This is a genomic window from Streptomyces sp. NPDC058579, assembly GCF_042718575.1.
Lineage (GTDB): Bacteria > Actinomycetota > Actinomycetes > Streptomycetales > Streptomycetaceae > Streptomyces.
The window spans coordinates 1-25377 of the sequence record NZ_JBHXPI010000057.1; the positions used below are offsets into that span (position 1 = coordinate 1).

The following is a 25377-nucleotide window of genomic DNA, read 5'->3' on the forward strand; positions in this document are numbered from 1 at the left end:
CGTCGGCTGCTACTTTTTTTTAAATTACAACGACACATTGGCGGGGCGGGGCTGTCTCAACAGCCCGGCCCGACCTATGTCCGTACGACCGTCAGGACGTCCGCGCGAGCGTGTCCTGCCGGATCCCGGTCCCCGCGAGCGGCTCCGGAGACGTCGGCGACGTCGGGGACGGGCGGCGGTGGCCCCGCCGGCCCAGCCACAGCAGCCAGCCCCACAGCAGGACGAACGCGACCGCGCCCGCGCCGAGCCCGGCCCGCAGGCCCGGGGTGCGGAAGTCGCAGCTCACCGTGGTGCGCGAGCCGTCCGCCCGTACCGCCAGCAGGCCGCCGTACGTCTCCGCCGGGCGGCCCTCGCAGGTCCAGCCGGCGATCCTCGGGGCGGCGATCACGACCGTGCCCTTCGTGCCCGGCCGCAACCGCGCGCGGATGCCGCTGTCGGTGACCTCGACCGATTCGGGGGCGGAGGCCTTCAGGCCCGCGACCGCCGCCGTCAGGCGGGCTCGGTCCAGGCAGCCGACCTCGTACTTCTTCCCGCGCTGGCCCTTCAGGGACACGAGCGCGCCCGCCGTCTTCTGGACGCCCAGGGAGCTCAGCGCGGCCCGCCGCTTCGGCATCTCGCCGGTCATCTTCACGGTCCTGCCGTCCGCGCCCAGCTTGGCCTTGCCCCGGAAGTCGGGCGCCCAGAGGAAGACCTCGCTGCCGACCGGGCAGGCCGCCCCCTTCGCCGGGAGCGCGTACACCGACGCGCCGAGCAGCTGCTCCTGGTTGCGGAACGGAGAGGCCCCGTACCGGGGCGCCGGCGCGCCCTCCGGACGTACCGTCACCAGCGGCAGCAGCGCGTCCGCGTCCGTCCGCACCACCCGGTCGCCCCGCCAGCGCGCGCCGACGCCGAACAGCGCGTCCGTCACCGGGTTGTCCAGGCTCTGCAGGTTCCGCCCGCGCGAGGTCCAGCCGCCACCGAGCGAGGCGAGCGTCGTCGTGAGCACCGACGGCGTGTGGCTGCTGTAGTACGCGGCGCCCTGGCCGCCGAAGAGCATCGGCTCGTTGCCGGTGATCTGCTCGCGGCCGGAGTCGGTGCGGTACGCGGGCCAGCCGTCGGCCTTGCCGAGCGCGGCCGTGCGCCGGTCCTGCTCCGCGCCCCACGCCGGGTAGTCGTCGAGCCTGCCGAGCCGCTCCCGGTCCGCGTACGCCGTCGTCGCGGCCGCCTGGCCGACGAGCACGCCCGCGAGCAGCGCGGCCGCCACCACCGGGAGCTTCTCGCGCCGGGCCAGCCACAGGCCGCCGCAGGCGCCCGCGACACCGAGCGCGAACAGCGGGTACGACCAGCCGGTGATCAGGTCGCTGGTGACCGCGCCCGCGCCGGCCACCGCCACCACGCCGACGCCGCCGAGCAGCGCGCGCCGCCCGGGCCAGCCGTGGGAGAGGACGGTCCACGCGGCGATGACCATGACGCCGGAGAGGACGAACGTCTGCCGGTACGGGCTGCCGTTGGGCGTGGCGAAGACGTGCCACACCAGGTGCGTGGGCCCCCACTGCATCGACACCGCGACCGCCACCGCGAACCCGGCCCACAGCAGGCGCTCCCGCCGCGGCACCTTCCGGTGGAAGAGCAGACCGCCGGCGAGCAGCAGCGTTCCCGTGCCGACGAACGCGGCGGGGGTGGTGAAGCTGTACGTCGCGGGCAGCAGCCGGGCGAAGAAGTCCGTCCAGCCGGCCGGCTGGAACTGGTTCGTCCAGCCCGGGTACGCGCGCGTGGAGCCGAGGAACACCGGTACGAGGATCGGGGCGGCGAGCCCGATGCCGAGCAGCACGGTCGCGACCGCCCGCAGGACCACCCGGATCCGCAGCTCGTGGACGACCGCGAGCCGGACCAGGAGCACGAGGGCGGCGCCGATCGTCGCCATGTACGCGGTGTAGAAGTTGCCGACCCAGCACAGCGCGACGACGAGCGGGCCGAGCAGCGGCCTGCGGCCCTGCCGCACCCACTCGCCGACCAGGCACAGCAGCGGGAAGGCGATCAGACCGTCGAGCCACATCGGGTTGTACGTGGCCTCGATGACCGACCAGCCGCACAGCGCGTACGACGCGCCGAGCACCCCCGCCGCCCACCACACGCCGGTCCGCATCCGCAGCAGCGCCAGGGTCATGGCGGCCGCGGCGGCTGCCATCTTCAGGAGCGTGACGGCGTAGACCGCGTACTCGATGTCGTCGCGCGGGAAGAGCGCGACGAGCAGCGCGAAGGGGCTGCCCAGGTACGTGCCGAGGTCGGGCAGGAAGCTGCTGCCCCAGCCGGACTGCCAGTTGAGCAGCAGCCCGCCGTCCGCGCGCCCGTGCAGCAGGTCCCAGAGGTGGGCGTGGTACGGGACGAACTGGTTGGCCAGGTCGTTGACGCCCCGGCGTTCCGGCCCGAAGGGGAAGGTGCGGGCGACCGCGTCCCCGACGCAGACCGCGAGCGCGGTGAGGAGGGCGGCGAGCGAGGCGGCGAGGCCGGTGCCGCGGCCGGTGGCGAGGCCGGTGGCGAGGCCGGTCGTGCGGCTTATGGCGGCCGGTGTCGTCTGATCAGGCATGATGGTGCGAATATGCCAGTACGGAACACGAAAAAGTGATCCAGCAGGGCCAGTTCACTCAATGGTCGCCTGTCCGTCATGTTTCGAATCGGCCAGGGTCATCCACGTGGGTTGTCGTGTCCTTCGTGCTGCTCTCGATCGTGGTCCCGTGTTTCAACGAAGAGGAGATCATCGGTCGTTTTCACGACCATGTGACCTCGGAACTGTCCCGCTTCGACGGGGAATTCGAGCTGGTCTACGTCGACGACGGAAGTCGCGACAGGACCCTCCCCCTCCTGGAGGAGATCGCCGAATCCGACCCGCGCGCCCGTTACGTCTCCTTCAGCCGCAACTTCGGCAAGGAGGCCGCCATGCTGGCCGGCCTCCAGCACGCCGAGGGCGACGCCGTCGTCATCATGGACGCCGACCTCCAGCACCCGCCGGAGCTCGTGCACCGCATGCTGGCCCTGCACGCCGAGGGATACGACCAGGTCATCGCCAAGCGCACCCGCAAGGGCGACCGGGTGACCCGTACGGTGACCGCCCGCGCCTACTACTGGGCGATCAACCGCCTTGTCGACGTCGAGCTTGTGGACGGTGTCGGCGATTTCCGGCTGCTCTCGCGCCGTACCGTCGACGCGATCCTCGAACTCACCGAGTACAACCGATTCTCCAAGGGCATTTTCGCCTGGGTCGGATTCCGCACCACCACATTCGAGTACGAGAATGCGGTGCGCGAGGAGGGACGCTCGAAATGGTCCTTCGGAAAGCTGCTCAACTACGGGCTCGACGGTCTCCTCTCCTTCAACAACAAGCCGCTGCGGGCCGCCGTCTATCTGGGCATGATCCTGGTCTCGGTGGCGCTCGCGTACGCGGCCTGGATCGTCGGTGACGCGCTGGTCAACGGCGTCGACACGCCCGGCTACGTCACGCTCCTCGTGATCGTCACCGCGCTCGCCGGCGTCCAGATGGTGATGCTGGGGCTCGTCGGCGAGTACGTCGGCCGCATCTACTACGAGGTGAAGCGGAGGCCGCACTTCCTGGTGAAGGCGACCAACGCGGACGTGCCGCGCCCGAGGACGGCGGGGAGCGCCGAGGGCTCCGGAGGGCTCGCCACCACCCGAACGCGTGAGTCGTTGAGTCGTTGATCGAGACAGTCACGTCGAAGTAGTGGCCCCGGCCACGGCGACTGCCTACCATCGATCACCGCAAGGTCGTTCAAGTGACGCACGACCCACGCCGGGAGGCTCCTTTGCACCGCCGCACCGCGCTCTCCGTCTCCGCCGCGCTCCTCGCCGCGGCCCCGCTGCTCGCCGCCTGCGGCGGTCAGCCCCACCCAGGGGCGGCGGCCGTCGTCGGTGGTGAGCGGATCGAGGTGTCCAGCCTCCAGGCGCAGGTGCGGGACGTACGGACCGCGCAGGAGGCGTCCCCGCAGGCCGCGCAGCTGATCCAGGCCACCGGCGACCTCAGCCGCGAGAAGCTCAACGTGATGATCTTCGACCGGGTGGTGGACAAGGTCGCCGAGGACAACGGGATCACGGCGACCCGCGGCGAGATCCAGCAGACCCGGAGCGACTTCGCGAAGCAGAGCGGCGGAGAGGAGCAGCTCGCCGCGACGCTGCTCCAGCAGCAGGGCGTGGCCCCCGACCAGATCGACTCGGTCGTGCGCCGCACGGTCCTGATGAACAAGATCGCGGAGAAGCTGGGCATCGCGAACACCCCGGAGGGCCAGAAGAAGCTCCTCGGGATCTTCACGGCCGCCTCCAAGGAGCTCGACATCGACGTGAACCCGCGCTTCGGGGCGTGGGACGACACGAAGATCCAGCTGGGTACGTTCACGGCGCCGTGGCTGCGGCAGATCAGCCAGGACCCGGCGGCCGTGGAGACGGGCGCGTAGCGCGACGTAGGGTCGGAAGGGTGAACGCCGAATCGCCCTCGTCACCCGCGCCGTCCGAGTCGTCCGCCCCGGCCGAGCCCGGCCGCGTCATCCTCCTCACCGCCAGCCACCGCGTCGCCCCCGGACTGCTGTCCTGGCCCGCCTGGCAGGCGCTGCACGGCGCCGACCGGGTGCTCTGTGCCGACGAGCACCACCCGCAGCTGCCGTACCTCCGCGAGGCCGGGGTCGCCGTCGAGCACGCCCGCCCGGAGGCGCGGGAGTTGGTCGACGCGTGCGCCGGGGGGCGGACCGTGGTGGTCCTGCCCGGCGGCGAGGGCGACCAGGCGCTGACGGACGGCCTCGCCCGGCTCGCCGGCTCGGGCCGCGTCACGATGCCCGACCTGGAGCTGCTGCCCGGCTCGTACGACCTTCCCGGCGCCCGCCTCCTGGACCTGGTGCAGGTCATGGACCGGATCAGGCGCGAGTGCCCGTGGTCCTCGCGCCAGTCGCACAAGGGGCTCGCGAAGTACGGCATCGAGGAGGCGTACGAACTCGTCGAGGCGATCGAGGACGGCGACCGGGACGAGCTGCGCGAGGAGCTCGGCGACGTGCTGCTCCAGGTCGTCTTCCACGCGCGGATCGCGGAGGAGGACGAGGAGGCGCCGTTCTCCGTGGACGACGTCGCGGGCGGGATCGTGGAGAAGCTGATCCACCGGCACCCGCACGTCTTCGGCGACGCGAAGGCCGAGACGCCGGAGGACGTCAAGGAGCACTGGCTGCGGACGAAAGCGGTTGAGAAGCAACGCGACTCGGTCACCGACGGCATCCCCCTCGGCCAGCCCGGCCTGGCCCTCGCCGCGAAGCTCGCGGGCCGCGTCCGCACGGCCGGCCTGAACGTCCCCCTCCCGAAGGGCGAGGGCCTCGGCTACGAACTCCTGGCCCTGGCAGCGGAAGCGGAAGCCACCGGCACCGACCCGGAGGCCGCCCTCCGCGCAGCGGCCCGCACGTACAGGGACACGATCCTGGCGGCGGAGGGCCAGTAGGCCCGGGGCTCCGTTGTGGGCACCCGTCCCGCCGGGTGGCGCCCACTCACCCCCGCCCACCCCGGGGCCCTCGCACCGTGCAACGGCCTCGGGGTGCGGGCCCAGGCTCGTGTGCGGAACGCGCCCGCATGGGCGCCGTCCCGTGTGCCCACCCTCCCCCAAGCTCTCGGCTTCGCTCGAGCAGGGGGGACCCCCACGCCCAGCGGGACGATTGCCCACACGGGGGCGGGGTGGACCCGAGGGTCACGGTGCCTGAGGCGACCTGGCTGCTGGGTTGTGCCAGTGGGGTTCCGGGCGGGAGAGGAACCATTCCGCTGTGCCCAGGGGGCGGGATTCGCCCGGTACAGGGAGGCGGTCGTGGTGGATGCGGGAGGCGCCCAGGTCGTTCAGGGCGGGGAGGGTCTCCTCCAGTAACTCGGGCGGCCCCGCCACGTACACGTCGTGCGCCGCCCAGTTGCCGCACGCGTACAGCGCCCGCAGCAGCCGCTCCGTCGCCTGCTCCCGCGGCCGCTCCGGCGCCGAGGCGATGTACGTGACCTTCAGGCCGGGTATCCGCTCCCGCAGCCGCTCCGCGTCCCCCTTCCCGTACAGGTACCCCTTCGCCCGCGCCACCAGGAAGAGCCGGCCCTCGACCCCCTCCGGGCCCGCCGCCACCTCCTCCAGGAGCGCCTTGACCGGCGCCCAGCCCGTCCCGGCCGCGATGTACGCGCGCGGGACGCCCGGCGCGGTCCGGGCGGTCAGCGCGCCGCCCGGCGCGCTCAGCCGGAGCGGCTCCCCCTCCCGTACCGCCTCCACGAGCGCCGTGCTCATCGCCCCGCCCGGTATCCGGCTCACGTGCAGATCCACCGTCCCGTCCGCACGGACCGCGTTCGCCAGGGAGTACGTCCGCCACACCCGGGGCACCCGCAGCGAGCTGACCCCGACGTACTGCCCCGGCCGGTACGCGAACGGCCTGCGCGGCTTCAGGGTCAGCACCGCCAGGTCCTCGTCGAGCCGCTCGTGCCGGACGACCACGGCGTCCCACCAGGCCGGCTCGCCCTCCGCCTCGGCCTGCTCGGCGCCCCGCATCATGAGCTCGGCCACGTTCCCGTACGCCTCGCTCCACGCCTTCTCCGCCTCGATGCTCCAGGCCGCCCCCGCGGCGTGCGCGAACGCGGCGGTCAGGCTGGTGCCGACGGCGGCGTAGAGCGCGGGGGAGGCCAGGAACTTGCGGTGGTCGCGGCCCAGCTGGGCGAGGTACTCCGCAAGCCCGGGATCCTCCAGGCGGGTCACGACATGGGTGAGCGCGGCGAAGAGCCGGTCGCGCTGGGCCCGCAGGTCCTCGGGGAAGAGCTCACGGACGCCCGGGTTGTGCCAGAACAGATGGGAGTAGAAGAAAGCGACGGCGTGCTCGGCCCGTCTCTCGACGACGGCGAACGTGCTTCTGAGCAACTGGGCATCCACGCGGGAGAATCTAGGCCACCTCCCTTCACAGGACGATCACATCTCCGGGACCGGGCGGCCGGAGGGCTGGCGCGAGCCCGACCTTGTACCGTCGCAGGGTGAGTACGCCCCCCGCCGAGAACCCCGCCCAGAACCCCGCCCCCGAGCTCTTCACCTGGGAGTTCGCGACCGACCCGTACCCCGCCTACGCCTGGCTGCGCGAGCACGCGCCCGTGCACCGGGCCAAGCTGCCCAGCGGGGTCGAGGCCTGGCTGGTGACGCGGTACGTGGATGCCCGGCAAGCGCTTGCCGACCAGCGGCTCTCGAAGAACCCCGCGCACCACGACGAGCCCGCGCACGCGAAGGGGAAGACGGGGATCCCGGGGGAGCGCAAGGCCGAGCTGATGACGCATCTGCTCAACATCGACCCGCCCGACCACACCCGGCTGCGCCGGCTCGTCTCCAAGGCGTTCACCCCGCGCCGGGTCGCCGAGTTCGCGCCCCGGGTGCAGGAGTTGACGGACCGGCTGATCGACTCCTTCGCGGCGAAGGGCTCGGCCGACCTCATCCACGAGTTCGCCTTCCCGCTGCCCATCTACGCGATCTGCGACCTGCTCGGGGTGCCGGAGGAGGACCAGGACGACTTCCGTGACTGGGCCGGGATGATGATCCGGCACGGCGGAGGGCCGCGCGGCGGGGTGGCGCGGTCGGTCAAGAAGATGCGCGGCTATCTCGCGGAGCTCATCCACCGCAAGCGGCTCGACCCCGGCGACGACCTGATCTCGGGGCTCATCAAGGCCTCCGACCACGGCGAGCACCTCACCGAGAACGAGGCCGCCGCCATGGCCTTCATCCTTCTCTTCGCCGGCTTCGAGACGACCGTGAATCTGGTCGGGAACGGGGTTTACGCCCTGCTTCGTCATCCCGGCCAGCGCGAGCGCCTCCAGGCCTCGCTCGCCGCGGGGGAGCGGGAGTTGCTGGAAAGCGGTGTCGAGGAGCTGCTGCGCTACGACGGGCCGGTGGAGATGGCGACCTGGCGGTACGCCATGGAACCGCTGACGATCGGCGGCCAGGAGATCCCGGCGGGCGACCCGGTCCTCGTCGTGCTCGCCGCCGCCGACCGCGACCCGGCGCGCTTCGACACGCCCGACACGCTCGATCTGTCCCGGCGCGACAACCAGCATCTCGGCTACGGGCACGGCATCCACTACTGCATCGGCGCGCCGCTCGCCCGGCTCGAAGGGCAGATCGCCCTCGAGACGCTGCTGACCCGCCTCCCGGACCTGCGACTTGGCGCCGATCCGGACGAATTGCGGTGGCGCGGCGGGCTCATCATGCGCGGCTTGCGCACCCTTCCGGTGGAGTTTGCCCCGGTTGAGAACTGACAGTCCGTCAAGACTGTGACTTTTACGTGATCTCCGCTGCATCGACTTGTGACTGACGTTCGAATGCGGCTACGTTCACCGTCACCTCAGCAGTCACGCGAAAGGCAGCTCCGCATGCGCTCCGGGAACGGACGACACCGCAGACCCCGCCAGGCCCCCGCCATCGTCGTCGCCGCAGGCGTGACGGGATCGGCCCTCGCGTTGCCCCTCCTGGCGGCGGGCTCCGCGTCCGCCGCCGACGCCGCCACCTGGGACCGGGTCGCGGAGTGCTCCTCGGGGGGCCAGTGGAGCGCACACTTCGGCAACGGGCTCTACGGCGGACTGCAGTTCACGCAGGAGAGCTGGGAGCGTCACGGCGGTCTGTCGTACGCGACGAGCGCGGACCTCGCCAGCCGCGCCCAGCAGATCGCGGTGGCCGAAAGGGCCCTTGCCGCGGGTGACACCCAGTGGGCCACCTGCGCGCCGATCGCCGGCCTCACCAACGACGGCGCCGCGCCCGACGTCGACCCGGGCCCGGTCGTCGAGCCGTCCGAGCCCACCGGACCGCGCCCCGAGTCCAACCGCACCGCCGGCCTCCCGGACGGCTCCTCGAAGGGTCAGGGGCCCTCCACCCCCTCCGCCCCTTCCAACGAGGTCTCCACGCCGTCCACGGCCACCCCCGAGACCTCCACCACGCCCGAGACGTCCACCACGCCGACGACGCCCGAGACGTCCACCACGCCGACCACCCCGTCCGCGCCGGGTACCGGCAAGCACCGGGGCGACGCGGCACCGGACGAGACGGGCAATACGGACAAGGATCGCGAAACGGGCCGTCACGCCTCGCCGTCTGACGCGCCGACGGCGGATGGTTCGACCGAGGAGCGTGCGAACCGGGGCAGTAAGGGCAGCGAGGGCGACACGGACAAAACGCCCTCTCAGGGCATCGCTGACACTATCGGTGAATACACCGTCAAGCCCGGCGACAACCTCACCGAGATCGCCCAGCGGAACGAACTCCCCGGCGGCTGGGGCGCCCTCTACGACGCCAACCGCTCGACCGTGGGTGGCGACCCGGACCTCATCCTCCCTGGCCAGAGCCTCGATCTGACGCTCGGGACGCCTGCGGACAAGACCGGCGAAGCGGACGCGAAGTAGGGGCGGTTCGGGGCTGAATGTCCGGTTCTGCGCAAGTGAGACATGGGTCTCTTCGCCTCAACTGGCGTGTCTCGTCCGTGAACTCCCCTTCCGTCACCTCTCACCTGCGTAAACACCCTTCGTCCCGAGGCAAGTAGGGGCGTTTTGTCCCCCATGGACGTCTTTGAACTTCCCCCGGGTCTGTGTCTACGGTCATGACCGCTCGCCACCGCGGGCCCCGTCGACCGAAACGCCGAATCCTGCCGTCGGCCGATGGGAACAGTCGTCGCGTAAGCGCCGTAGGCAGGAGCGGGGGACCCAAGGTAAGTGCCGTCCCCGGCCGTTGAGACAGACGGCCGAAGGAACGGCTTGGGGTGAAGCCGCGCGCTAGGTCGCGCGGCCGGGCAACTCACATGGCCCGAACCCGACAGCTCACCTCGTAGGCGTCGGTGAGGAGAAGTCCCATGCTGTTTTCTGCCAAGGGCAAACACCGTCGTCCCTCCAAGGCCACCCGCGCCGTCGCCCTCGCCGGTGTCGCCGGTGTCGCCGTCGCCGCCCCCCTGATGGGCGCCGGCGCCGCCTCGGCCGCCACCGTCTCCGAGTGGGACAAGGTCGCCCAGTGCGAGTCCGGTGGCAACTGGTCCATCAACACCGGCAACGGCTACTACGGTGGCCTGCAGTTCTCGAACTCCACGTGGGCCGCCTTCGGTGGCACCGCGTACGCCGCCAGCGCCGACCAGGCCTCCAAGTCGCAGCAGATTGCGATCGCCGAGAAGGTCCTGGCCGGTCAGGGCAAGGGCGCCTGGCCGAGCTGTGGCGTCGGCCTCTCGTCCGCCTCCCCCGGCACCGTCGCGGAGAGCGCGCCGAAGCAGGAGCGTCAGGCCGAGCAGCCGACGACCCGCAGCGAGCAGCGGACCGCCCCGAAGGCGGCGCCCAAGGCCGAGGCCAAGAAGACCGTCACCACCCCGACCGGCAAGAAGGTCAAGAAGGGCGACGGCGAGTACAAGGTCGTCTCCGGCGACACCCTGAGCACGATCGCCGCCGCCCACGACGTCAAGGGCGGCTGGGCGAAGCTCTTCGAGCTCAACAAGGACGTCGTCGAGGACGCCGACCTGATCTACCCGGGCCAGCAGCTTCACCTGAAGTGAGCCCGACGGCTCGCGTGAGTCCGGCGGCTCACGCGAGTCCTACGACCCTCCCGCGGTGACCACCCCGGTCCGGAGCGTTTCTTCCCCCGTGCGCTCCGGGCCGGGGTTCCGCGCTGTCCGGGGCCGGTCGCGCGACCTGTCCGGGGCCTGTTCGTACGAGCCCATCGCTCGACCCGCGCGGTTACCGCCGAGTAGTTCTGAGGCCCTTTGGCCCGAGATGCATGCCCTTGGGTCCTTTTTCGTCCCAGGGGGCGGGCGCCCGGCTGGCTGGAGCCCGCGAGCCGGATAGGCTCTTGTCGCAAGGCCAAAGCGACCCTGCACCGCATGCGTCACATCTAGCGTCACATCCCAGAAGGAGATGCTCGTGCCGTCCATCGACGTCGTCGTAGCCCGGGAAATCCTGGACTCCCGAGGCAACCCCACGGTCGAGGTCGAGGTAGGCCTCGACGACGGCAGCACCGGCCGTGCTGCCGTTCCGTCCGGTGCCTCCACCGGTGCGTTCGAGGCCATTGAGCTCCGTGACGGAGACAAGAACCGCTACCAGGGCAAGGGCGTCGAGAAGGCCGTCCTCGCCGTGATCGAGCAGATCGGCCCGGAGCTCGTCGGCTACGACGCCACCGAGCAGCGCCTCATCGACCAGGCCATGTTCGACCTGGACGCCACGGACAACAAGGCCTCCCTCGGCGCCAACGCCATCCTCGGCGTCTCCCTCGCCGTCGCGCACGCCGCGTCCGAGGCCTCCGACCTCCCGCTCTTCCGCTACCTCGGCGGCCCGAACGCGCACCTGCTGCCCGTTCCGATGATGAACATCCTGAACGGCGGCTCGCACGCCGACTCCAACGTGGACATCCAGGAGTTCATGATCGCGCCGATCGGCGCGGAGTCCTTCTCCGAGGCCCTGCGCTGGGGCACGGAGGTCTACCACACCCTCAAGTCCGTCCTGAAGACCAAGGGCCTGTCCACCGGCCTCGGCGACGAGGGCGGCTTCGCCCCGAACCTGGACTCCAACCGTGAGGCGCTCGACCTCATCCTGGAGGCCATCAAGCAGGCCGGCTACGTCCCGGGCAAGGACATCGCGCTCGCGCTCGACGTCGCCGCGTCCGAGTTCTACAAGGACGGCTCGTACGCGTTCGAGGGCAAGACCCGCTCGGCCGCCGAGATGACCGAGTACTACGAGGAGCTCGTCGCCGCGTACCCGCTGGTCTCCATCGAGGACCCGCTGTTCGAGGACGACTGGGCCGGCTGGAAGGTCCTCACCGACAAGCTGGGCGCCAAGGTCCAGATCGTCGGCGACGACCTGTTCGTCACCAACCCGGAGCGCCTGGCCCGCGGCATCGAGGACGGCGCCGCCAACGCGCTGCTCGTCAAGGTCAACCAGATCGGTTCGCTGACCGAGACCCTGGACGCCGTCGAGCTGGCCCAGCGCAGCGGCTTCAAGTGCATGATGTCGCACCGCTCCGGCGAGACCGAGGACGTCACCATCGCCGACCTCGCCGTCGCCACCAACTGCGGCCAGATCAAGACCGGCGCCCCGGCCCGCTCCGAGCGCGTCGCCAAGTACAACCAGCTCCTGCGCATCGAGGAGATCCTCGACGACGCGGCCGTCTACGCCGGCCGCAGCGCGTTCCCGCGCTTCAAGGGCTGACAAGAGGCTGACACGGGGCCCTCGCCAGGGCCCCGCATCACCCTCGGTTACGGACGTCCCCGCACCCGGTCCCGTACCGTGTGCGGGGACGTCCGTTCGTAAAGGGGAGGCGCGCACATGGCCCGGGACCGGTTCTCGACCGCGACCAGGATCAAGCTGCTCGGTGAGCAGACCGCCGCCCGCGTGTACCGCTCCCAGACCCGCCGCCAGGCCCGCCGCTCCCGGCTCACCGGCCGCGCGGCCTTCCTCGCCCTGGTCGTCTGCTCGCTGGTCGTCGCCCTCGCGTACCCGATGCGGCAGTACGTCTCCCAGCGCGGCGAGATCGCCGAGCAGGAGCGCCAGGCCGCCGATGCCGCCGCGCGCGTGGAGGAGCTGCGGGACGAGAAGGCCCGGCTCCAGGACCCCGCGTACGTGCGCCGGCTCGCCCGCGAGCACCTGCACTACGTGATGCCCGGCGAGACCGGCTTCACCGTGAACGACCCCGAGGCCGAACGCGCCCGCCGCACCGAGCAGGGCGAGGCCGAGCGCCCCTGGTACTCCGACCTCTGGGACGGCGTCGACCGCGCCGACGCGGGCCGCTGACCCGGCGCGCGAGACCCGGCGGCGCGAGAACAGGCGACGCGATCTCCGGCGACGCGAGATGATGGACCACCGACCGCACCCGACCGCCCCCGACGACGAGAAGACAAGACGCAGCATGGAAACGCCCCCTCCGCAGACCGCCCGCACCGAGCCGACCGAGGCGGACGTCACCGCGTTCGAGGCCCAGCTCGGTCGCCCGCCCCGGGGGCTGCGCGCCATCGCGCACCGCTGCCCCTGCGGCAACCCGGACGTCGTCGAGACCGCGCCGCGGCTCCCGGACGGCACCCCGTTCCCCACCACGTACTACCTGACCTGCCCCCGGGCCGCCTCCGCGATCGGCACCCTGGAGGCCAACGGGGTCATGAAGGAGATGCAGGCCCGGCTCGGCACCGACCCGGAGCTCGCCGCCGCCTACCGGGCCGCGCACGAGGACTACATCGCCCGCCGTGACGCCATCGAGGTCCTGGAGGGCTTCCCGAGCGCCGGTGGCATGCCGGACCGGGTCAAGTGCCTGCACGTCCTCGTCGGCCACTCGCTGGTCGCGGGTCCCGGCGTGAACCCGTTCGGCGACGAGGCGCTCGCGATGCTGCCCGAGTGGTGGGCCAAGGGCCCGTGCGTCACCCCGTGCGCCGATGAGAAGGAGTCCGCGGAATGACCCGGGTCGCGGGCATCGACTGCGGTACGAACTCCATCCGCCTGCTCGTCGCCGACCTCGACCCCGAGACCGGTGAGCTGATCGAGCTGGACCGGCGGATGACGATCGTCCGCCTCGGCCAGGGCGTCGACCGGACCGGCCGGCTCGCCCCCGAGGCCCTTGAGCGGACCTTCGCGGCCTGCCGCGACTACGCGGCCGTCATCAAGGAGTTGGATGCGGAGAAGGTCCGTTTCGTGGCCACCTCCGCCTCCCGCGACGCGGAGAACCGTGCCGACTTCGTCGCCGGCGTCCTGGACATCCTGGGCGTCGAGCCCGAGGTGATCACCGGCGACCAGGAGGCCGAGTTCTCCTTCACCGGCGCCACCGGCGAGCTGCACGGCACGGAGAAGTACCTCGTCGTGGACATCGGCGGCGGCTCCACCGAGTTCGTCGTCGGCAACAGCCACGTCGAGGCCGCCCGCTCCGTCGACATCGGCTGCGTCCGGCTCACCGAGCGCCACGTCCGCAGCGACCCGCCGGCCGCCGACGAGGTCGCCGCGATCCGCGCCGACATCCGGGCCGCCCTGGACCTCGCCGAGGAGACCGTGCCGATCCGCGAGGCCGGCACCCTGGTCGGGCTCGCGGGCTCGGTCACCACGGTCGCCGCGATCGCGCTCGGACTCCAGGAGTACGACTCCGAGAAGATCCACCACTCCCGCATCCCGTACGAGAAGGTCGCCGAGATCGTCGACACGCTGCTCGCGTCCACCCACGACGAGCGCGCCGCGATCCCCGTGATGCATCCCGGACGGGTCGACGTCATCGTCGCCGGGGCGCTCGTCCTGCGGGAGATCATGGAGCGGACCGGGGCCCGCGAGGTCGTCGTCAGCGAGCACGACATCCTCGACGGAATCGCACTCTCGGTGGCATAACGGGCACGCCCCGACGCCGTCCGCGACACGGCGTCGGGAAAGTTCGTGAAGTTCTTCACAAGGAAAAGGGCCCTGGTGGGGGTCGAGGAGGGCCAACTGGGCCTCCAACACCCCTGCCGGGGCTCTTTCGTAGGCCGACAGCCCTGTTCGCTCGATGTTTCCATCGTGTGAACGCACCCTGTGGTTCGGGGTTACCGGACCCTCTCCAGGCCAGTTCAGTAGGGGTGAACAACGTCCACCCCCCTGCCGTGGTTCCTTTGCACGACCATGACCTGGGTCACGTGGGCGGCGGAGTGTAGCAGAGGTGGTCCACAACCTTGTGAAGGGGCGCACGAGCGACCCCCCTGGGAGGGGTGGATACTCGGATGCATGAGCACCACGGAGCGTCCCAGGATCCTCGTAGTAGGCGGTGGGTACGTAGGCCTGTACGCAGCACGACGCATTCTCAAGAAGATGCGTTATGCGGAAGCGACCGTCACGGTCGTCGACCCGCGCTCGTACATGACGTACCAGCCCTTCCTCCCCGAAGCCGCCGCAGGCAGCATCTCCCCGCGCCACGTCGTCGTCCCGCTGCGACGCGTCGTGCGCGGAGCCGAGGTGCTCACCGGTCGCGTCACCACCATCGACCAGGACCGCAAGGTCGCCACGATCGCGCCGCTCGTCGGCGAGGCGTACGACCTGCCGTTCGACTACCTGGTCGTCGCGATGGGCGCGGTCTCCCGCACCTTCCCGATCCCCGGCCTCGCCGAGCAGGGCATCGGCATGAAGGGCGTGGAAGAGGCCATCGGCCTCCGCAACCACGTCCTGGAGCAGCTGGACAAGGCGGACTCGACGACCAACGAGGAGGTCCGCCGCAAGGCGCTGACCTTCGTCTTCGTGGGCGGCGGCTTCGCCGGCGCGGAGACCATCGGCGAGGTCGAGGACATGGCGCGCGACGCGGCGAAGTACTACACCAACGTGAAGCGCGAGGACATGCGCTTCATCCTGGTCGACGCCGCCGACAAGATCCTTCCCGAGGTCGGCCCGGAGCTGGGCCGCTGGGGCAAGGAGCACCTCGAGGGCCGCGGCATCGAGATCTACCTCTCGACGTCCATGGACTCCTGCGTCGACGGTCACGTCGTGCTGAAGAACGGCCTCGAGGTCGACTCCAACACGATCGTGTGGACCGCGGGCGTCAAGCCCAACCCGGCGCTCGCCCGCTTCGGCCTCCCGCTCGGCCCGCGCGGCCACGTGGACGCCCAGCCGACCCTCCAGGTCACCGGCACCGACTACATCTGGACCGCCGGCGACAACGCCCAGGTTCCGGACCTCGCCGCCCGCAAGGCCGGCGTGGAGAACGCCTGGTGCCCGCCGAACGCCCAGCACGCGCTGCGTCAGGCGAAGGTCCTCGGCGACAACGTGGTCTCCGGCATGCGGGGCTTCCCGCAGAAGGAGTACTCGCACTCCAACAAGGGTGCTGTGGCGGGTCTCGGCCTCCACAAGGGCGTCGCGATGATCGTCATGGGCAAGATGAAGATCAAGCTCAAGGGCCGGCTCGCCTGGTACATGCACCGTGGCTACCACGGCATGGCCGTCCCGACCTGGAACCGCAAGATCCGCGTCTTCGCCGACTGGACCCTCGCGATGTTCCTCAAGCGTGAGGTCGTCTCCCTCGGTGCGATGGAGACCCCGCGCGAGGAGTTCTACGAGGCGGCCAAGCCCGCCCCGGCTCCGGCCGCCGCCGCGAGCCAGGAGAAGGCCAAGGCCTCCTAGCTCCACCGGTTCCACCCCGCTGTTCCCGTAAGGGCCGTCCGCCATCCGTGGTGCGGGCGGCCCTTTCGGCATGTCCGGAGCGTCGCCGAGTGTCGCCCGAGCGCCGCCCTAGCCCCGCCCGAGCGCCGTCCGAGTGTTCCGCCCGGGTGTTTTGCCGAGTCGTTGCGCGCCTACGGGACGAAAAACGCCTACGGAGGGTGTTTACGTGGTGACGAGCAATTCTGGGGCACGACATCACGGAGGTGTGCACCATGGCCGACGCCGCTTTGCGGCTGACCACTCTCGCGGAGGACCTGCTGGGGGCCCCGCTCCCGGTGCGGCTGCGAGCCTGGGACGGTACCGAAGCCGGGCCCGCGGACGGCCCCGTCCTGATCGTCCGGCACCGCCGGGCCCTGCGCCGGCTGCTCTGGAAGCCCGGCGAACTCGGCCTGGCCCGGGCGTGGGTGGCCGGTGAGATCGACGTCGAGGGCGACCTCTACACCGTCCTCGACCGGCTCGCCGGCGTCTTCTGGGACCGCGGCGAGGAGACCAGGAGCGCCCTGGAGTCCGTACGCGACCCGAAGCTGCGCGCCGCGGCCGCCGCGCTGGTCAAGCTGGCCGGGCCCTACCCGCCGCCCGCGCCGCCCGCCGAGGAGGTGCGCCGGCGCACCGGCTCCCGGCACAGCAAGCACCGCGACAAACAGGCGATCAGCCACCACTACGACGTGGGCAACGACTTCTACGAGCTCGTCCTCGGGCCGTCGATGGTCTACTCGTGCGCGTACTGGACGGACGACGGGAACCTGGAGGACGCCCAGCGCGACAAGCTGGACCTGATCGCCCGCAAGCTGGGCCTGAAGGAGGGCGACCGGCTCCTGGACGTGGGGTGCGGCTGGGGCTCCATGGCCATCCACGCGGCCCGCGAGTACGGCGCCCAGGTCGTCGGCGTCACCCTCTCCCGCGAGCAGGCCGCCTTCGCCCGCAAGCGGATCGCCGAGGAGGGCCTGACGGACCGGATCGAGATCCGGGTCCAGGACTACCGGGACGTCAAGGACGGCCCGTACGACGCGATTTCCTCCATCGGCATGGCCGAGCACGTGGGCGAGGTCCGCTACCGCGAGTACGCGGACATACTGCACTCCCTGCTCAAGCCCGGCGGCCGGCTGCTCAACCACCAGATCTCCCGCCGCCCCGAGCCGGACGAGGCCGCCTACGAGGTGGACGCGTTCATCGACGCGTACGTCTTCCCCGACGGCGAACTCGCCCCGATGGGCCGCACGCTGGCGACCCTCGAGGACGCCGGCTTCGAGGTGCGCGACGTGGAGGCGATCCGCGAGCACTACGCCCTGACGCTGCGCCGCTGGGTGGCCAACCTGGAGTCCGACTGGGCCCGTGCCGTACGGCTCACCTCGCCGGGCCGGGCGCGGATCTGGCGGCTCTACATGGCCGCCTCGGCGGTCTCCTTCGAGCGCAACAGGATCGGCGTCAACCAGTTCCTCGCGGTGAGGACGCCGGAGGTGGGGACCTCGGGGGTGGCGCTGAGGCCGAGAGTCTGGACGGAGAAGGCGTAGGCCGGGTAGATACGGCGAGGGCCGGGCTCCCGCGGGGGAGCCCGGCCCTTCACTGTCGTACGTACCGGAGTTACTCGGTCTTGATCGCGGTCAGCATGTTCAGCCTGGCCGCGCTGCGGGCCGGCCACAGGGAGGCGAGGACGCCGACAAGGCCGGCCAGGACCAGGAAGATCCCGATCCGGTCCCAGGGCAGGACCAGGGCGTAGCCCGGCAGGCTGCTGGCGAACGACTCGCCGATCGCCCAGCCGAGGAACGAGCCGAGAGCGATACCGACCACCGCGCCGAAGAGCGAGATGACCACGGCCTCCAGACGGACCATCCGCTTCACGCGGCGTCGGTCGAGACCGATCGCCCGCAGCATGCCGATCTCCTGCTGACGCTCGAAGACGGACATGGCCAGGGTGTTGACGACGCCCAGGATCGCGATGATCAGGGCCATCGCCAGCAGGCCGTACATGATGTTCAGGAGCAGGTTGATCTGGCCGCCGAACTCGTCACGGATGTCCTTCTGGTCCATGACCTTGATGGCCGGGTTGTCGCCCATGGCCTTCGCGAGTGCCTTGTCGTTGGCCGCGGAGGCGCCGCCGTCCATCGAGACGTAGATCTGCGGGATGTACGTCTCCTGCTCGTGGGCGGTGATGGCCTTCGCGTCGATCAGGACCGGCGAGACGAACTCGCTGTCCTCGAAGATCGCGCCGACCGTCAGCTTGCCCTTCTGCTTGTCGCCGTACTCGACCGGCAGCGTGTCGCCGACCTTCCAGCCCTGCTTGGTCGCCGTCTTGTCGGCGATCGCGATCTTGCCCTCGCCGAGCGAGCCGAGGGAGCCCTGCACGGTGTTGAGCTTGACCAGCTTCTCGATGTCGCCCGGGGTGACACCCGAGGCCGAGACGTCCTTGCCCTTCAGCGTGAACCAGCCGGACATCTGCGGCGAGACGGCGGTGGCGCCCGGGGCCTTCTCGATCGCGGCGAGGGCCGCCGCGTCCATGCCGCCACCCGCGCCCTCGGCCATGGTGACCATGTAGTCGGCGCGGATCTGGTCCGTCGTCATCTTGTCGAGGGCCGTGCCGACCGACGTGCCGAGCACGGTGAGGCCGGTGACCAGGGTCAGACCGATGGCGAGGGCGGAGCCGGTGGCGCCGGTACGGCGCGGGTTGCGGACCGCATTGAGGCCGGCGAGCTTGCCGGAGACCCCGAAGAGACCCACGAAGAGCGGCCGGATCAGGGCGATGACCGGGCGGGCGAGGAGCGGGATCAGCACGATCACACCGATGAGGGTGGTGAAGGCGCCGCCCGCGATGAGCATCCGGCCGTCCTCACCGCCCTTGTCGGCGCCGAGCACGATCAGGACCGCGCCGAGTGCGGTGATGGCGGCGCCGATGGAGTTGCGGACCACCAGGGACTTGGTCGTCGCGGCGGCGTGGACGCTGCTCATGGCGGCGACAGGCGGGATCTTCGCGGCGCGGCGGCCGGGCAGCCAGGCGGCGAACATGGTGATCAGGATGCCGACGGCAAGCGCGGAGATCACCGGGGTCGAGGTGAGGACCAGCGGGCCGCCCGGAACCTTCAGGTCGAAGGCGTTCATGCCGGCGCGGAGCCCGACGGCGAGCCCGATGCCCAGGCCGTAACCGACCACGGAGGCGACCAGACCGACGAGACCGGCCTCGGCGAGGACGGAGCGGGTGATCTGCTTGCGCGAGGCACCGACGGCGCGCATCAGCGCGAGTTCCCTGGTGCGCTGGGCGACGAGCATGGTGAAGGTGTTGGCGATCAGGAAGACGCCGACGAAGAGGGCGATGCCGGCGAAGCCGAGCAGCACCTGCTTCAGCGCGCCGAGCCCGGACTCGATGTCCTTGGCCTGCTGGTCGGCGAGGGCCTGGCCGGTCTGGGCCGTGGCGGCCTTCGGGACGACCTTCAGGACCTCGCCGAGGAGCTTGTCGGCGTCGGTGCCGGGCTTGGCGACGACGATGGCGTCGCGGTAGAAGCCCTGCTTCACGTACAGGTTCTGCGCGACGGAGTTGTCGAAGACGACCAGGCTGCCGCCGGCCTGGACCGCGCCGTCCTCGGTCGTGAAGACGCCGGAGAGGGTGTACTCCTTCACCGGGCCGTTGGTGGCGACGCGGACGGTGTCGCCGACCTTGTAGCCGCCCTTGTCCGCGGTGTCCTTGTCCAGGGCGATCTGGTTGTCCTGGAGCGGTCCCGCGCCCTGGGTGAAGTCGTACGCCCGGTCCTTGCCGTCGGCGCCGGGGGCGAAGTTGGTGCCCTTGTTGGACCAGCCGACGCCGATCAGCTTGCCGTTCTTGTCCGGCACGCCGGCGAACCCGTCGACGCGCCCGGTGACGGAGGAGACGCCGTCGAGCTTGCCGACCTTGTCGAGCACGGCCTGCGAGAGGCCGGGCGTCTTGGCGGCCTCTTCGGGGCGCGGGTACATGTTGACGGCGACGGCGACGTCGTCGTAGCTCTTCGCGGACTGGTTGCGGAAGGCCTGGGAGAGGGTGTCGGTGAAGACCAGGGTGCCGGAGACGAAGGCGACGCCGAGCATGACGGCGAGCACGGTCATCAGCAGCCGGGCCTTGTGCGCGAGCACGTTGCGCAAGGCGGTACGGAACATGGGGTATGTGTCCTGGAGTGGGCGCCCCCGGTGACCGGGGACGGAAAACGTCTGAGGGCAGCGGAACGGGGCCTGGTGGTGCGGCCCCGGTGCGTCAGCTGGTGCGGCCCTTGGCGTCGAAGGCCTTCATCCGGTCGAGGACGCCGTCCGCCGTCGGGTCGAGCATCTCGTCGACGATGCGGCCGTCGGCGAGGAAGATGACGCGGTCCGCGTAGGAGGCGGCGACCGGGTCGTGGGTGACCATGACGACGGTCTGGCCGAGCTCGCGCACCGAGTTGCGGAGGAAGCCGAGGACCTCGGCGCCGGAGCGCGAGTCCAGGTTTCCGGTGGGCTCGTCACCGAAGATGATCTCGGGGCGGGAGGCCAGGGCGCGGGCCACGGCGACGCGCTGCTGCTGGCCGCCGGAGAGCTGGGTGGGGCGGTGGCTCAGCCGGCCGGAGAGGCCGATCATGTCGATGACCTTCTCGACCCACTGCTTGTCGGGCTTGCGGCCCGCGATGTCCATGGGGAGCGTGATGTTCTCCATGGCGGTCAGCGTCGGCAGCAGGTTGAAGGCCTGGAAGATGAAGCCGATCTTGTCCCGGCGCAGCTGCGTGAGCTGCTTGTCCTTCAGGGTGCCGAGCTCGGTGTCGCCGAGGCGCACCGACCCGGAGCTGAAGGAGTCCAGACCGGCGACGCAGTGCATCAGCGTCGACTTGCCGGAGCCGGAGGGGCCCATGATCGCGGTGAACTCGCCCTGCCGGAAGTCCACGGTGACGCGGTCCAGGGCGACCACCTGGGTCTCGCCCTGTCCGTAGACCTTCGAGAGATCCGTGGCGCGGGCGGCCACCGCGGTGGCGCGGGACACGGTGGGGGTGGTGGTCACGAGCGGACTCCTGTCACTGCGGGATGTTCGGTGCGTGTTCGGGAACCCCTCCATCCTGTCGAGCGTTGAGGCCCGGGTCGTCCGCCCACATGCCCGTTCCCGGGGGCGACTGGAGTCGGACCGCGCCCTCCGCCCCTCCTCCTGAGGTATGACGGAACCCCTGACGCGGGGTGAGGGCGGGGGTACCCCCGGGGGGATTGCCCGCTCGGGTGGCGCGGATGCGACGAATTTCCGTCATTCCCATGTACGGGCCTTCGCGGCCGCGACCCGCGTCACAGTTCGCCGGAACAGGCCCCACCTGCACTGACGCACCCTCAGACGTCAATAAAATAAGACAACATCGGGCCATCGTTCCGCTGAACGAGCGAAGCGTCCCGATAGGCTCATGTGCCAACGCGGAGCCGCGCCCCATGCCCGGATGGTGGAATGCAGACACGGCGAGCTTAAACCTCGCTGGCCTTCGGGCCGTGCCGGTTCGAGTCCGGTTCCGGGCACCAAATTCTCCTCGACGATCTTCCTCGGAGGACGGCGGCATTCCGAGTCTCCGACCGTGTGCGCCGACCCCGCTGCGGCAGCAGCGGGCCGGGGTCACCTGCGGGCGCGGACCAGAAGTGTGCCGATCTTCCGGGGCCCCGGGGGAGCGGCGAGCACCTCTGCGGTTGCCTCACTGAATCCGTGATCGCCCAAGATCTCGATCCATCGCCCCGGCTCGAAGTCCCAGCGCTTCACGACGAGCGGGTCCTCGTCCTCCGACCGGTTGATGTACGAGGCCTGACAGCCGTAGCAGCCCTCGACGGCCGGTCGGTGGGAGAACGCGAACACGCCCCCGGGACGCATCCGTTCGCGGACGGCGGGCAGCAACTCCTCCGGGTCCGTGAACCACACCGCGCCGAACACGGAGAAGACGGCGTCGAGCTTCTCCTCGGTGCCACCGAGATGGCCGACGGCCTCGGCCTGGCGGAGCTCGACACCGGGCAGCGAACCCCAGCGTTCCCGTGCGGCGGCCAGCTGCGCCGGCGAGACATCCAGGCCGATGGCGCGGTGTCCGAGCGTGGCGAGGTGGGCGAGGTTGCCACCTTTGCCGCAGCCGAGCTCAAGGACGACCGAGGCAGGGGCCAGGGCGAGGAGTTCGACGCCGGGTCCGTGGTCGGGGTACTGGGTCCAGTTGAACCAGGTCGCCTCGCCCGCCGCATTGGTGGCGCGGCGGTCGGGCTTCTGCTGCGCGTAGGTGTTCCACGCTGCCGTGTCGCCCATGGCTCCGCTCTCGCTCATCGGGCCAGCCGTCCAGCGCGTGCCGGACGGCTGGAGTGTCGCACGGGTGGTGGTGCCGCTCCCGCTACTTCGGGCTGTCGGTGCAGCCCGAATGGCACTGGCTGCAGTCGTGGTCCTCGCCCATCCACAGATCGACGTCGATCGTGTACCCAGCGGCGGTGATGGCGGCGAGGGTCCGCTCGCGGGCTTCCACCGGGCCACCGGGTACCGGTTCGCCCTCGTCGGTCGGGATGTGGTGGATGAACCGTCCCGCGACGCGCCGGCAGAACTCCTCGTACTCGAGGGTGTGGAGGATCCACGTGTGCCAGCCGATGTCCACGAGCGGGCTGGGGACGAGGAACTGTCCGGGTGCGCGGGCACCGGCGGCGAGGAAGGCGGCGGTCTGGCCGACGATGCGCCGCGCGGTCGGCGTGTCGTTCTCGGGGTGGTCCTGCGCGATGCGGGCGGCGAGCCGCTCACGCAGCTCGGGGTCGACGAGCGCGGCCGGGTCGGTGGTGCCCACGGGACGCTCTGGCGCGATGGTCATCTGCTCTCCTGGTGGGATGCGCCCTCCGCTGCGGCAGGACGGCCGGAGCGGTCGTGCCCTGCCCGTGGTCTGTTGCCGCGGGCAGGAGTTCAGAGGGTGACGTCCACGGCGATGACGGCGAGGACGCCGAGGACGATCAGGCAGTAGAGCGCCTGCCGCTGCCACTCGGTCACCGGGTGTCCGGCGCGAGTGGGGGCAGGTCGGGGTGGCCGACGGACGCGGCGAGGGTCCGGTTCGATGCGGCGCGGTGGTCGCGGAGGGTGCGGACCATGTCCCGGGCCGCGAGCGCGAGGTGCTTGGTGTACGACCAGGTGCCCAGCGGCCCGTCCTGCGGGCCGTCCGCCCGGAGCTTCGCCCAGGTCTCCAGGACCCCGTTCCCGCGCGCACCCCGCTCCTCGGGCCGGATTCCCGCCACCTCGCCGGCGAGGCCCTCGCAGCGGGACAGCAGCCGATCGGTCAGGTTCGCGAGGGCGATGTCGCCGGGGTGGTGCCTGAGCCCAAGCGCCTCGTTGATGTCGTGCTCGATGTGCTCGCGCATGGCCGCTCCCTGGCGTCGCTGTGACCCTGTGGTCGGCACGACGGTACGAGCTGGTGCGCGTGCACTCCCAGCTATGTGCAGCGCTGTGCATGAATTCAGCCGACCTGCTGTCCCAGCATGTTTGTTCTCTTGACCCGGAGCCGGCGGGGCGTCACGTTGGTGCACATCAGCGCACATCCCTGCGAGGGAGGCGGACCATGTCCCTACGGTTCATCGGTGTGGACCCGGAATCCGGTCAGACCGGCAGCCCGACTGTCTGGGTCGACCAGGAGAGCGGCGAGATCATCGCCCAGGGCCACATCGCCGACGAGGCGACCCGCGCCGAGTGCATCGAGAAGAACGCGCCCGGACACGAGAAGAAGATCCCGGACCACGAGACGGTGATCCGGATCCCTGCCCGCATGGTGCCGATGTTGAGGGAGGCCTGCGATGCGGCAGAGCGAGCCGCTGCGCTTTGACCGGCTGCTGGCCGCCGCCCGGCATTCGGCCGTGCACCTGGAGATGCGTGACGTCTACGCGGTCGCCGACGAGGAGGACGACTACCGCCACTGGCTCGAAACCGGCGAGCGCGACACGGATCCCACCTCCCCGTACTGGGCGCCGTGGGTCGACATGGTCCGGCAAGCCACTGCGCGCGGCGTCGCCGTGCGCAGGGCCCGAGTCATCTCCGAGCCCGCCGGTGACTACATCCGGTACGAGCACGCGGGCACAGTCGTGAACGTAGCCGCGGGCGAGGAAGTGCGATGGCTGCCCCGGCCCCAGGCTGCCGACCTCCTGCTCCCCGGCGCGGACCTGTGGATCTTCGACGACGAGCAGGTTCTCTTCAACCACTTCACGGGCGTCGGCGGCTGGGCCGACCCACCCCTTGAGCTGCGTACCGATCCGCAGCTGGTGAAGGCGTGCGTGGACGCATTCTCAGCCGTGTGGGAGCGTGCCCTTCCGCACGCCCAGTACAAGATCCGCTAGCAGGAGCGCACCAGGTATGGCCGTCTCTCCGTCGTCCTCGGCGCAGGCCGCGCGCGAGAACGTCGCGCGGCAGCTGCGCGGGCTGCGCCAGGACGCGGGGCTGACGCTCGTCGACCTGGCCGCCCTGTGCGGCTGGAGCCACTCGAAGGTCTCGCGGATCGAAAACTCGAAGACGCCCCCGTCCGCACAGGACATCGTCGCCTGGTGCCGACACGCCGGAGCCGAGGATCGTACGCCCGACCTCGTTGCGCTGTCCCGCGACGTCGAGACCATGTACCAGGAATGGCGCAGGCGCACCCGTACCGGCCTGCGCCGGCTCCAGGACAGCTACCTCAGCCTGTTCCGGTCCACCGCCCTCTTCCGCGTCTACTCCTCCACCGCAGTCCCCGGCCTTCTCCAGACCGAGGGCTACGCCCACGCCCTCCTCGCCGGCAACGCGCGGATGCTCGGCATCCCGGACGACTCCGCGGAGGCAGCCCTCGCCCGCGCCGAGCGCTCGCAGATCATCCACCAGGCCGGACACCACTTCGTGTTCGTCATCGAGGAGAGCGTCCTGCGCCACCAGCTCGGCAGCAGCGACGACATGGCGGCCCAACTCGGCCACCTCCTTACGGCCGGGGCCCTGCCTGCCGTGTCCCTCGGGATCATCCCCATGGGCACCCCGGGCAGGCGGCTGTGGCCGCAAGAGGTCTTCCACGTCTACGACGACACCCTCGTCTCCGTCGAGCTGCTCTCCGCGCAGGTGAACATCACCCAGCCCACCGAGGTCGAGCTGTACGTCCGGGCCTTCGAGGAGCTGCGCAGCATGGCCGTGTACGGCGCGGCGGCGCGCGCCCTGATCGTTGAGGCCATCGCTGCGTTGCCCGACGCGCAGACAGGCGCGGTGTAGCCCGGAGCGCGCGTGCTTCACCGGATCGGTCGAACCGCGCCGCGCCGGGACCCGTCGTCGGCTCCCGGCCTCGGCTAACGATC

The 25377-nt window shown here is 70.9% G+C and carries 22 protein-coding genes, 1 tRNA gene and 1 riboswitch; of the genes, 16 read left to right on the plus strand and 7 right to left on the minus strand.

The genetic code is table 11. The annotated features are described in order from the left end of the window. Positions 1–91: 91 nt before the first annotated feature. Positions 92–2566, minus strand: a complete 2475-nt coding sequence (locus ACFWRO_RS34060; RefSeq protein ID WP_384517568.1) for a YfhO family protein — start codon at positions 2564–2566, stop codon at positions 92–94. A gap of 125 nt (positions 2567–2691) precedes the next feature. Here ACFWRO_RS34060 and ACFWRO_RS34065 point away from each other — a divergent pair, with 125 nt between their 5' ends. From ACFWRO_RS34065 to ACFWRO_RS34075, 3 genes are all read left to right on the plus strand, one after another. Continuing rightward, positions 2692–3693, plus strand: coding sequence for a glycosyltransferase family 2 protein (locus ACFWRO_RS34065; RefSeq protein ID WP_384517675.1), 1002 nt, complete (start codon positions 2692–2694; stop codon positions 3691–3693). 104 nt (positions 3694–3797) lie between these two features. After that, a complete protein-coding gene (locus tag ACFWRO_RS34070) occupies positions 3798–4442 on the plus strand; it encodes a SurA N-terminal domain-containing protein (RefSeq protein WP_384517678.1) in 645 nt (214 codons plus the stop codon). A 20-nt stretch (positions 4443–4462) separates the two neighbouring features. Continuing rightward, complete coding sequence (locus ACFWRO_RS34075; RefSeq protein ID WP_384517573.1) at positions 4463–5464, plus strand: nucleoside triphosphate pyrophosphohydrolase; 1002 nt, start codon at positions 4463–4465, stop codon at positions 5462–5464. Positions 5465–5707: 243 nt separating this feature from the next. On the opposite strand, the gene ACFWRO_RS34080 is transcribed toward ACFWRO_RS34075, so the two are convergent. Continuing rightward, positions 5708–6907 carry a globin domain-containing protein gene (locus ACFWRO_RS34080; RefSeq protein WP_384517575.1) on the minus strand — a complete coding sequence of 400 codons (1200 nt, stop codon included), beginning with the start codon at positions 6905–6907 and terminating at the stop codon, positions 5708–5710. Between the two features lie 98 nt (positions 6908–7005). On the opposite strand from ACFWRO_RS34080, the gene ACFWRO_RS34085 reads away from it, so the two are divergent. From ACFWRO_RS34085 to ACFWRO_RS34125, 9 genes are all read left to right on the plus strand, one after another. Continuing rightward, positions 7006–8271 carry a cytochrome P450 gene (locus ACFWRO_RS34085; RefSeq protein WP_384517578.1) on the plus strand — a complete coding sequence of 422 codons (1266 nt, stop codon included), beginning with the start codon at positions 7006–7008 and terminating at the stop codon, positions 8269–8271. Between the two features lie 114 nt (positions 8272–8385). Then, positions 8386–9408: a transglycosylase family protein gene (locus ACFWRO_RS34090; RefSeq protein ID WP_384517580.1), complete on the plus strand. Its 1023-nt coding sequence runs from the start codon at positions 8386–8388 to the stop codon at positions 9406–9408. 220 nt (positions 9409–9628) lie between these two features. Then, positions 9629–9848: riboswitch (cyclic di-AMP (ydaO/yuaA leader) on the plus strand. A gap of 3 nt (positions 9849–9851) precedes the next feature. Then, positions 9852–10535: a transglycosylase family protein gene (locus ACFWRO_RS34095; RefSeq protein WP_384517583.1), complete on the plus strand. Its 684-nt coding sequence runs from the start codon at positions 9852–9854 to the stop codon at positions 10533–10535. Positions 10536–10893: 358 nt separating this feature from the next. Then, the gene (gene eno, locus ACFWRO_RS34100) at positions 10894–12180 is read left to right on the plus strand and encodes a phosphopyruvate hydratase (protein WP_384517586.1); all 1287 of its coding nucleotides are present in this window, start codon (positions 10894–10896) and stop codon (positions 12178–12180) included. 117 nt (positions 12181–12297) lie between these two features. Further along, complete coding sequence (locus ACFWRO_RS34105) at positions 12298–12762, plus strand: septum formation initiator family protein (protein WP_384517589.1); 465 nt, start codon at positions 12298–12300, stop codon at positions 12760–12762. A 115-nt stretch (positions 12763–12877) separates the two neighbouring features. Next, the gene (locus ACFWRO_RS34110; RefSeq protein ID WP_384517592.1) at positions 12878–13417 is read left to right on the plus strand and encodes a DUF501 domain-containing protein; all 540 of its coding nucleotides are present in this window, start codon (positions 12878–12880) and stop codon (positions 13415–13417) included. After that, positions 13414–14328 carry an exopolyphosphatase gene (locus tag ACFWRO_RS34115; protein WP_384517595.1) on the plus strand — a complete coding sequence of 305 codons (915 nt, stop codon included), beginning with the start codon at positions 13414–13416 and terminating at the stop codon, positions 14326–14328. Before ACFWRO_RS34110 ends, ACFWRO_RS34115 begins: the two co-directional genes overlap by 4 nt. A gap of 369 nt (positions 14329–14697) precedes the next feature. After that, positions 14698–16080: an NAD(P)/FAD-dependent oxidoreductase gene (locus ACFWRO_RS34120; RefSeq protein ID WP_384517598.1), complete on the plus strand. Its 1383-nt coding sequence runs from the start codon at positions 14698–14700 to the stop codon at positions 16078–16080. 251 nt (positions 16081–16331) lie between these two features. Then, a complete protein-coding gene (locus tag ACFWRO_RS34125) occupies positions 16332–17630 on the plus strand; it encodes a class I SAM-dependent methyltransferase (RefSeq protein WP_384517601.1) in 1299 nt (432 codons plus the stop codon). Positions 17631–17700: 70 nt separating this feature from the next. Here the strand turns inward: ACFWRO_RS34125 and ACFWRO_RS34130 are convergent, their stop codons facing one another. Further along, the gene (locus tag ACFWRO_RS34130; RefSeq protein WP_384517603.1) at positions 17701–20238 is read right to left on the minus strand and encodes an ABC transporter permease; all 2538 of its coding nucleotides are present in this window, start codon (positions 20236–20238) and stop codon (positions 17701–17703) included. A 94-nt stretch (positions 20239–20332) separates the two neighbouring features. Next, positions 20333–21103 (minus strand): ABC transporter ATP-binding protein, encoded by a 771-nt coding sequence (locus tag ACFWRO_RS34135; RefSeq protein ID WP_384517606.1) that lies wholly within the window; start codon positions 21101–21103, stop codon positions 20333–20335. 412 nt (positions 21104–21515) lie between these two features. On the opposite strand from ACFWRO_RS34135, the gene ACFWRO_RS34140 reads away from it, so the two are divergent. After that, positions 21516–21600 (plus strand) — tRNA-Leu (locus ACFWRO_RS34140). Positions 21601–21691: 91 nt separating this feature from the next. Here the strand turns inward: ACFWRO_RS34140 and ACFWRO_RS34145 are convergent. From ACFWRO_RS34145 to ACFWRO_RS34155, 3 genes are all read right to left on the minus strand, one after another. Then, on the minus strand, positions 21692–22375 hold the full coding sequence (locus ACFWRO_RS34145) for a class I SAM-dependent methyltransferase (RefSeq protein WP_384517609.1): 684 nt from the start codon (positions 22373–22375) through the stop codon (positions 21692–21694). 64 nt (positions 22376–22439) lie between these two features. Beyond that, the gene (locus ACFWRO_RS34150) at positions 22440–22901 is read right to left on the minus strand and encodes a glycine-rich domain-containing protein (RefSeq protein ID WP_384517612.1); all 462 of its coding nucleotides are present in this window, start codon (positions 22899–22901) and stop codon (positions 22440–22442) included. A 169-nt stretch (positions 22902–23070) separates the two neighbouring features. Then, on the minus strand, positions 23071–23439 hold the full coding sequence (locus tag ACFWRO_RS34155) for a hypothetical protein (protein WP_384517615.1): 369 nt from the start codon (positions 23437–23439) through the stop codon (positions 23071–23073). 197 nt (positions 23440–23636) lie between these two features. Between ACFWRO_RS34155 and ACFWRO_RS34160 the strand changes: the two genes are divergently transcribed. Genes ACFWRO_RS34160 through ACFWRO_RS34170 form a run of 3 tightly spaced genes read left to right on the plus strand, consistent with a single transcriptional unit; the run spans position 23637 to position 25294 of the window. Then, complete coding sequence (locus ACFWRO_RS34160; RefSeq protein ID WP_384517618.1) at positions 23637–23897, plus strand: hypothetical protein; 261 nt, start codon at positions 23637–23639, stop codon at positions 23895–23897. After that, a complete protein-coding gene (locus tag ACFWRO_RS34165) occupies positions 23869–24405 on the plus strand; it encodes a DUF6879 family protein (protein WP_384517621.1) in 537 nt (178 codons plus the stop codon). Before ACFWRO_RS34160 ends, ACFWRO_RS34165 begins: the two co-directional genes overlap by 29 nt. Before the next feature lie 16 nt (positions 24406–24421). Continuing rightward, the gene (locus ACFWRO_RS34170) at positions 24422–25294 is read left to right on the plus strand and encodes a helix-turn-helix domain-containing protein (RefSeq protein ID WP_384517625.1); all 873 of its coding nucleotides are present in this window, start codon (positions 24422–24424) and stop codon (positions 25292–25294) included. Positions 25295–25377: the final 83 nt, after the last annotated feature.

Bases quoted from the DNA above. Each gene is read 5' to 3' on its own strand.
- ACFWRO_RS34090 (WP_384517580.1), top strand. From the start codon at position 8,386: ATGCGCTCCGGGAACGGACGACACCGCAGACCCCGCCAGGCCCCCGCC.
- ACFWRO_RS34160 (WP_384517618.1), top strand. From the start codon at position 23,637: ATGTCCCTACGGTTCATCGGTGTGGACCCGGAATCCGGTCAGACCGGC.
- ACFWRO_RS34165 (WP_384517621.1), top strand. From the start codon at position 23,869: ATGCGGCAGAGCGAGCCGCTGCGCTTTGACCGGCTGCTGGCCGCCGCC.
- ACFWRO_RS34095 (WP_384517583.1), top strand. From the start codon at position 9,852: ATGCTGTTTTCTGCCAAGGGCAAACACCGTCGTCCCTCCAAGGCCACC.
- ACFWRO_RS34110 (WP_384517592.1), top strand. From the start codon at position 12,878: ATGGAAACGCCCCCTCCGCAGACCGCCCGCACCGAGCCGACCGAGGCG.
- ACFWRO_RS34150 (WP_384517612.1), bottom strand. From the start codon at position 22,901: ATGACCATCGCGCCAGAGCGTCCCGTGGGCACCACCGACCCGGCCGCG.
- ACFWRO_RS34105 (WP_384517589.1), top strand. From the start codon at position 12,298: ATGGCCCGGGACCGGTTCTCGACCGCGACCAGGATCAAGCTGCTCGGT.
- ACFWRO_RS34155 (WP_384517615.1), bottom strand. From the start codon at position 23,439: ATGCGCGAGCACATCGAGCACGACATCAACGAGGCGCTTGGGCTCAGG.
- ACFWRO_RS34145 (WP_384517609.1), bottom strand. From the start codon at position 22,375: ATGAGCGAGAGCGGAGCCATGGGCGACACGGCAGCGTGGAACACCTAC.
- ACFWRO_RS34170 (WP_384517625.1), top strand. From the start codon at position 24,422: ATGGCCGTCTCTCCGTCGTCCTCGGCGCAGGCCGCGCGCGAGAACGTC.
- ACFWRO_RS34060 (WP_384517568.1), bottom strand. From the start codon at position 2,566: ATGCCTGATCAGACGACACCGGCCGCCATAAGCCGCACGACCGGCCTC.
- eno (WP_384517586.1), top strand. From the start codon at position 10,894: ATGCTCGTGCCGTCCATCGACGTCGTCGTAGCCCGGGAAATCCTGGAC.
- ACFWRO_RS34130 (WP_384517603.1), bottom strand. From the start codon at position 20,238: ATGTTCCGTACCGCCTTGCGCAACGTGCTCGCGCACAAGGCCCGGCTG.
- ACFWRO_RS34125 (WP_384517601.1), top strand. From the start codon at position 16,332: ATGGCCGACGCCGCTTTGCGGCTGACCACTCTCGCGGAGGACCTGCTG.
- ACFWRO_RS34120 (WP_384517598.1), top strand. From the start codon at position 14,698: ATGAGCACCACGGAGCGTCCCAGGATCCTCGTAGTAGGCGGTGGGTAC.
- ACFWRO_RS34115 (WP_384517595.1), top strand. From the start codon at position 13,414: ATGACCCGGGTCGCGGGCATCGACTGCGGTACGAACTCCATCCGCCTG.